General features: G+C 63.4%; 2 protein-coding genes. Both read right to left on the reverse strand.

Annotation, left to right across the window (positions count from 1 at the left end; translation table 11 throughout):
• Positions 1-131 precede the first annotated feature (131 nt).
• Positions 132-2363 carry a CHASE2 domain-containing protein gene (locus tag AC0L2J_RS34400; protein ID WP_473395935.1) on the reverse strand — a complete coding sequence of 744 codons (2232 nt, stop codon included), beginning with the start codon at positions 2361-2363 and terminating at the stop codon, positions 132-134.
• Between the two features lie 123 nt (positions 2364-2486).
• The coding region (locus AC0L2J_RS34405) for a beta strand repeat-containing protein (RefSeq protein WP_473395936.1) at positions 2487-7766 on the reverse strand (5280 nt) is incomplete at its 5' end.

The raw sequence follows: 7766 nt of genomic DNA on the forward strand, positions 1-7766 counted from the left end.
GACATATGGATGCAAGCGATCCGATCAAACCTCACTAAGCTCTTGTGCCACGGGGGCCGTCCACATATGGGTCCTGGCGTTCGCCAGGACGACACCTCTTGTTGAGGCAGCAGCGAGAGCCTCTCGCGCCCCTACTTCGTCAGCAGCGCATAGGCCCCGGTCCAGCCTTCCGGCGGTGGATTGACCTGGAATTCCTTGATGCGCACTTCATAGAGCTTGAACAGCTTTTCCAGCGTGTCGGCATCCTCGCTTCTGCGGCCGCGTTCGATCGCGTCCAGCGCGCCGTGCCAGTCGCGGCTGCGATAGCAGGCGAGCATTTCGATGGTGACGTTGCGCAGCCGCTGGAACGCGCCCGAATGCATCACGTCCGCGCGGCCGGCGATGGCGTAGATGACTTCCGGTTCGGTCTTGCCCTTGACCATGATGAAATCGAGCTCGAGGATCGCGAACTTGTCCTTGGCAGCGAGCGCGGTCCTGGAGCCGACGATGATGGGAAAACCGTATTCCTTCGACTGGCCTTCGAGGCGCGAGGCCAGGTTCACGCTGTCGCCGAGCACCGAATAGTTCTTCTTCAGGTCGGAGCCCATGTTGCCGACCACGCCGATGCCGGTGTTGAGACCGATACCGACATTGAGCGGGATGTAGACGTGACTGCCATCAATGGCCTCCTGCTCGCGGTCCTTGTTCACCGCGTCGATCTTCTCCAACATCTGGATCGCGGCCTCACAGGCGTTGACCTCGTGTTCGGCATCGTCGAGCGGCGCGTTCCAGAACGCCATGATGGCGTCGCCCATGTATTTGTCGATATAGCCTTTCTGATCGATGATCACGTCGGTCAGCGGAGTCAGGAAACGGTTCATCAGCGCGATCAGGCCCTGCGGATCGTGCTTGTAGGTTTCCGATATGGTGGTGAAGCCGCGCACGTCGGAGAACATGATCGTCATCTCGCGCTCCTCGCCGCCGAGGACCAGCTTTTCCGGCGACTGCGCGAGTTGCTCGACCAGCACCGGCGACATGTATTGCGCGAACATGCCGCGGATCTGCACGCGCTGCCGCTGCTCGCGCACGAAGCTGGCAAAGATCAGCGTCAGGTAGATCGCCGTGGTCGACAGCAACGGATAAGTGAAGTCGATGAGATAGCGGTATTGCACGTAAAAGAACCAGGACACTCCGATCAGGATCGCGGCGAAGGTCGCGCCAGCAAGCACGAGGCGGACCGGTCCGAGGTTCGGCGTGAAGATGATGACGAGCATGCCGATGATGAGCGCGGCGAGCAGCTCGACGCCGAGCGCATAGTTCGGCTGGGATATCACTGCGCCGCTCAGCACGCTCTCCAGCACCTGCGCATGGATCTCGACGCCCGGCATGTTCGAGGACACCGGCGTGGTCTTGATGTCATTGAGCCCAACCGCGGAGGTGCCGACCAGCACCAGCTTACCGGCGATCTTGTTCGGCGGCACGGTGTTATCGAGCACGTCGGCGGCCGAGACGTAGATCGAGGGATCCTGGCGGGCGTAATGCACCCAGAGCTGACCGTTCCTGTCGGTTGGGATCTCCACGCCCTTGAGACGCACGGCTCGCACGCCGGTCTTGTCGGTCCGAACCAGCAGTGTCGGCGTGCCCGTGACGACGCGCAAAATCTCGAGGCTGAGCGAGGGCATGACCATGCCCTGGGCGCGCATGATCATCGGCACGCGCCGGATCAGGCCGTCGCGCTCGGTCTTGATCGAGAACAGGCCGCGGCCGGCCGCGACCTTCTCGATCTCTGGCACGTTGCGCAACAGCCCGGGAAATTCGAACAGGAAGCGCTCAGCCCCCTCCTCGCCGACCGTTGCGACGCCGGTAAAGGGCAGCGACTTGTCGACCTCGGACGAAATCGCCCGCTGGCCGGTCTCGCCCAGGATCACACGCGAGCGCTTGATCGCTTCGGAGAGGATCTGGTCGTTGCTCGGCAGCTCGCGCAGCTTGGCGCGGGTGGCGTCGTCGAGATAGCGCATCTGGCTCGCGACCAGATCCGGGTTGAGCCGATCGGCCTCCGAGAACACGACGTCGAAGCCGATCGCGACCGCGCCGTGACTGGTGAGGTTCTGGATCAGGTCGGCGATCCGCGTCCGCGACCACGGCCACTGGCCAAGCTTGGCGAGGCTCTTGTCGTCAATGTCGACGATGGTGACCGGCCGCGCCGTCTTGTGGCGCGGATCGATCAACTGAAACATGTCGAAGGTGCGCAGCCGCAGTTCCTGGATCGGCGGCGGATCCCAGAGGCGAGCGCCGGCAAACACGACCAGCAGCGCAAGGCACATCAGCCGCGCAAACCCCAACTTGCGCGCAAACCACCGCCGCAGGATCTTGAGACGTTTCATTTCGCCCGAATTTTCCGCAGCCGCCTTCGTCCGATGTTCGGGCGACAATACGCAACCAGCTATGTCTTTGATACCAGAATCCGCTGCGGACGAGGCGCCGTAGCCGAACCGTGGGAATGGCCATCAGGCATGGTTCGCGACGATGAAATCGCTGGCGTGCAGGCTGCTCGCCACAAGATTCTTCACCCGGATCGACTGATGATCGTCGAGCGCGACCAGCGTGTCGGCTCCCTGTTGGGTGATCCCGAGATCGCTGAAGGACTGGATGCCGGCAAACTTCTGCAGGTCGATCTTGTCCTGGCCCAGCTCGAAATCGAGGATCGTGCTCTGAACCGGAAGGGTCGAACTCGTGAAGGTGAACTGGTCCTGCCCGTCGGTCCCGACGAGGGTTGGCCCCGTGGGCGGATCAACGACCAGTGTGCCGCCATTGCCGTCGTTGGCGAATTGGAAGCTGTCGAACGTGTAGCTCCCGGCAAACTTGATGACCGCGGTGTCGGTCCCGTCGGTCAGCGTCAGCGTTCCGCCCAGCTGGTCGGCGTTCTCGGTGTAGGTCACCCCGGTCAAGCTCGAGAAGCCGATGTCCTTGAGGTCGAGGAGATCCGAATTGGCGGCGGTGCCGTCACCCGCAAAGCCGTTGATGACGCCGGTGAAATCGGCGGCGTGTTCGATCGCGAAGGTGCCGGTGGTTCCGGTCCCGTTGGCAAAGGTCACGGTCTGTGCAGAAGCCTCGCTGAGGTTCAGCACCGCGCCGGTCTCGATCGTCATGGGCGTGTCGGCGAGCGGATCATAAACGGTGGTGCCGCCATGACCGTCGCTCTGAAGATGCCAATTCAGGTCCCTGCCGAAGAACGACAGAGTGATGGTGGTTGCACCGTTATAGAAGTCGACGGTCGTGATGTCGGTAGCCTGCACGTAGTCGGCATGCGCCGACATCGAGGACGTCCAGGCGAGGTCCTTCATGTCGATCAGATTGCCGGACGAGAGTGGAGCTCCGGCCGGAGAACCCGAGATCAGCCCATGGAAATCCTTCGCGTGGTCCAAGATCAGCGTGCCGAGCCCGTTGTCGTAATAGACGAGGATGCCCGAGAACGAGCCGTTGACCAGCGTCCCCGAAACAGAACCCTCGATCTCCACGACGGCCTTGTTGGAGATCTCGATCGCTCCGGTGCCGCTGACGTCGCCCTTGATGTCGATGGTCGAAACGTGGTTTCCGGAGAATGGGCCAGCCTCGATCAGACCGTTGTCGACGACGTCGCCCTTCACCGTGAACACGGTGCCGGGCTCGGTCTTCAGGGTCACACCCGAAGCAACAGCGAGATCGTCGATCGTGACGCTGGTCGTGCTGTCGACGGTATAGGTTCCGGGCGCGTCGAGCTTGACGTCGTAATTGGCCGCAGGCACGCCCACGCTCCAGTTCGCCGCCGTGTTCCAGTCGCCGCTGCTGCCGCTGGTCCAGTGATCGGTCGGAGCGATCTCGACGATGGTGCCGCCGGCGCCGTCGCTGCTCGTGATGAAATGTGCGTCGCTGTAGTTACCGATGAGCTTGAGCGTGATGCTGTGGTTGTGCGTATCGCTCACGACGAGATTGCCGGTGACGGCATCGTAGGTCGCTGTCGTCCCGCTGTCGTAGGTGAAGTTCGACAGATCGACCTTCTCGTTGGCGGCAAAGCCGGCAATCAAACCGCCGAAGGTCGCGGTGTCGATCTCGAGCTCGGAGCCGGCGCCGGCGAAGGTGACGGTCTGCGACACCACGTTCTTGATCTCGAGCGTCGCGCCGGCGTCGATCGTGACCGAGCCCGAGCCGGACAGCGAGCCAAACAGCGTCAGAGTCCCGGTGTGGACCTCGATGCTGCCGGTGTTGACGATGGTGCCGGAGATCGACGCCGTGCCCCAGCTTTCGATGTCGTGGGAATTGGCGATGCTCAGGTTGGCTCCGGAGATCGAGGCGCCATTGAAGAGATCGATCTCGCCGGCGTTGCCGATCGACGACGCATTGCCGAACACGCTGCTGCCGGCAACGGTCCAGGTGCCGCCCGCCTGATTATTGAAGGTGGCGCTGGCAACGGCAATGTTGCCGTTGATGTGGCCGGCATTATTGATCGTGATGGCGCCGCCGGTCTCGACGATGGCGTAGGTCGTGGCGGTCACGGTCGAGGCGACGGCGGGCCCGATCGTTCCGGTCGTGGAATTGTCGATCAGCGCGGAGCCGCCGGCCGTGTTTTCCTGGATGAAGATCGCCGCAAAGCCGGTCGGGGCCGAGATCGAACCGGTATTGGTGATGTGCGTCGAGCCGGTCGCGGCCGGGCCGTTCGGGCCGCCCGTGTAGTTCTGCGCGACGATGATGCCGACACTGCTGGTGCCGGTGATATGGCCGTTGTTGACAATGGTGACGCCGCCCGCACCGGCGGCAATAGCGTACAGGCCGACCGCGCCGGTGGCGGAGCCATTGTTGGTAACGTTGACGTCGCCGCCACCGTGATCGAAGGCGCCGATCGCGGTACCCGCGGCGGCAATCGAGGATGTCGCGCCAGTCGTGACTGTGAGGTTGCCGGCCCCCCAGGTAAACGCCTCGATGCCGTAGCCCGCATCGGCGATAATCGTTGCATCGCTCGTGACGGTGACGTCCCCCTTGACCGCATTCGAGAATACGCCGTTGCCGCCCGGCTTATAGCCGGCGATGATCGCGCCGGGAATGCTGCCATCGTTATTCGAGATCGAGCCGGAATGGATGATGCCGTGCGCCTCGACCGTGATCGTGCTGCTCACGCCGCTCGCGATCGCGGTCGCATAATTGACGGCCACGATGCCCGAGCTGCCCGCAATGATGCTGTCGCCGCTCGCCATGGTGACGCTGATGTCGCCCGCATCGATGCTGTAGGCCAAAATGCCATAGCTCGTCGTGCCCTTCACTGACGCACCGGAACCGAGCGTCACGCTGACGTCGCCGGTACCGCCGCTGAGGGCCTGCGCCCTGATCCCGTCCTCCGCGCCGACGACCGTGGTGCCGGCCGCATCGTTCACCGTGACGTCGCCGTTTCCGTAATTATAGGCGTGAATGCCGTAGCCGGCCGCGGCGGTGACATTGGCGTGGTTGTTGACGACGACCGAGCCGTTAACACCGGTGTTGGCGCTGCTGCTCCCGCTCGTTGTTCCGCTGTAGCCGGCTTGGATGCCGGCCGGCGTGTTGCCGCTCTGGTTCAGGTTGGTGCCGGAGTTGATCGTGCCGTAGGCATTGACCGTGATGGTGCTGTGATCCGAGCCGTCGAGGGACGTTGCGCGGTTAACGGCGACGATGCCGGAGCTGCCAGAGGTGATGACGCTGCCTGCACCGGTGGTGACGGTCTCGCTGCCCGTGCCGTAGCTGCGCGCCCTGATGCCGTAGATCGAGGAACCCGTGATGTTGCCGCCGGCTACGATGGTGATGTCGCCATCGCCTTGGGTGACCGCGTCGATGCCGTACGCGCCGCCGATAGCGCCGCCGGTTGCCGTCAGGAAAACGTCGCCGGCGCCGTGCTGGGTCACGACAATGCCGCTCGCCGCGCCCGTCAACGTCCCGGTGAGCGCGAGCACGATATCGGCGGGCGTTGCAGATGTGCCGCCCGATGCAGTGAAGTCGAGTGCGTCGCCGCTCGATGTCGTGATATCGGCCGCGCCCTTGATCGTGAACGTGCCGGCTTTCGTCGACTGACCGGCAATGGTGCCGGTGAAGCTCTGGCCCGCCACCTTGTCGAGCTGGAGCGTATCGGCGCCACCGGCGAAGGCAATGGTCTGCGCCGTCGCCCCGGCGAGTTCGAGCGTCGCACCATCGTCGATGATCACCGAGCCGACACCGCTAAGGCCGCCGGCGAGGTCGAGCGTGCCGGCCTGCACCTCGATGGTGCCGGTGTTCGTGACCATCGCCGAAACGGTGTTGGAGCCGGATACGCCGTAGAGATTGCCGGCATTGCTCAGGCTGCCGCCGTTGATCGAGACGTCGGTCAGATAGAGCTTCGAGGTGCCGTCGACCGTGATCGACCCGCCGGAATTGGTGACGATGACGCTCGCAAGCTTCAGCGTGCCGCCATGCACCGCCATGATATCGGCGGAGTTGACGATCAGGTCACCGGAAATATCGAGTTCACCGCCATTCGCCTGGATCAGATTGTGATTGGTGATGGTGTGGAGGATGGCGGGATCAATCGTCAGCGTACCGCTGGTCACCGTGATCGTGCCGGTGTTGGTGATGTCGGCGTTGTTGATCGCGCTCGTGCCAGTCGATTCCAGCGTACCGGCAATCGTCACCGTGCCGCCATCAATGGTCGCGCCCTGGAGATCGAGTGTAGAGCCGGACTCGACCGAGACACTACCGCTGCCGGTGTTGGTCACCGTCATCCCGATCAGCTTCAGTATCCCGTGATCGATCGCCGCCAACGTGCCGGTGTTAGCGATGGCTTCGCCGTTGATGTCGAGCTCGGCGCCATTGGCCCGGAGGATGCCGCCATTCGCGATCGAGGTTGCGGAGGTCGTCGCCAGCAGGGTCAACGCGCCCAGGGTTGCCTCGATCAGGTAGTTGTTCGAGATGTTGGCGTCGGTAATCGTAGTTGTGCCGGTCGAATTCAGCGTACCCGAAACGGTGAGCGCGCCGCCTGTCAGGCTTGCACCGTTCAATGTCAGCTTGCTGCTTGCATCGACCTTGACCGTGCCATGATTGGCGATTGCGGTGCCCGCAACAGTCACGTCATCCAGCGTCAGGATGACGCCGCTCTCAACCGTCACGGCAGAGGTGCTCAGCGTCGCTGATTGATCGATCTTGCTGCTGCCGATGACATCGATCGCCCCGGCGCCGTTGACGGCTCCGCCCGAAATCTCCGTGCCGGACAGTGTCAGCGTCTGGCCGCCATCGACCGACACCGTACCGGTATTGGTCACGACGTCGTTGAGCAGCGTCGCAGCGCCGGTGATCTTCAGCGTGCCGGTATTGGCGACCGCGCCGCCCTGGATGCTGGCGCCGTCCTTGAGCTTGACGGTGTTGTCGAGCTCGATGCCTCCATTGTCCGTGATCGTCGAGCCCGACACCGTGATGCCGTCCAGCGTCAGCTTGGCATCGGCGGTAACTGTGGCCGTGCTCAGCGTCGCGCCGCCATCGATCTTGCTGGCGCTGGTGACATCGATGGTGCCGAGACCGTCGATCGTACCGCCGCTGATCGTGGCGCCATTGACCGTCAGCTTGCCGTTGGCATCGACCGTGACGTTGCCGGCATTCGCAACCGTCGAGCCCTGGTCGACCGTCAGCGCGCCATTCGCCAGCACTTCGATCGTGCCGGTCGTCGCATTCGTGACCGTCTCATGGTCCAGCGCGTTGCCGGTGCCGCTGACCTTGAAGGCCGCATTGTTGTTCAGGATGCCGCCGCTCAGAACGGCGTT

This window comes from Bradyrhizobium sp. MV1.5 (assembly GCF_055807615.1).

Excerpts from the sequence above, each read along its gene's own strand:
- AC0L2J_RS34400 (WP_473395935.1), bottom strand. The coding sequence starts at position 2,363 with ATGAAACGTCTCAAGATCCTGCGGCGGTGGTTTGCGCGCAAGTTGGGG.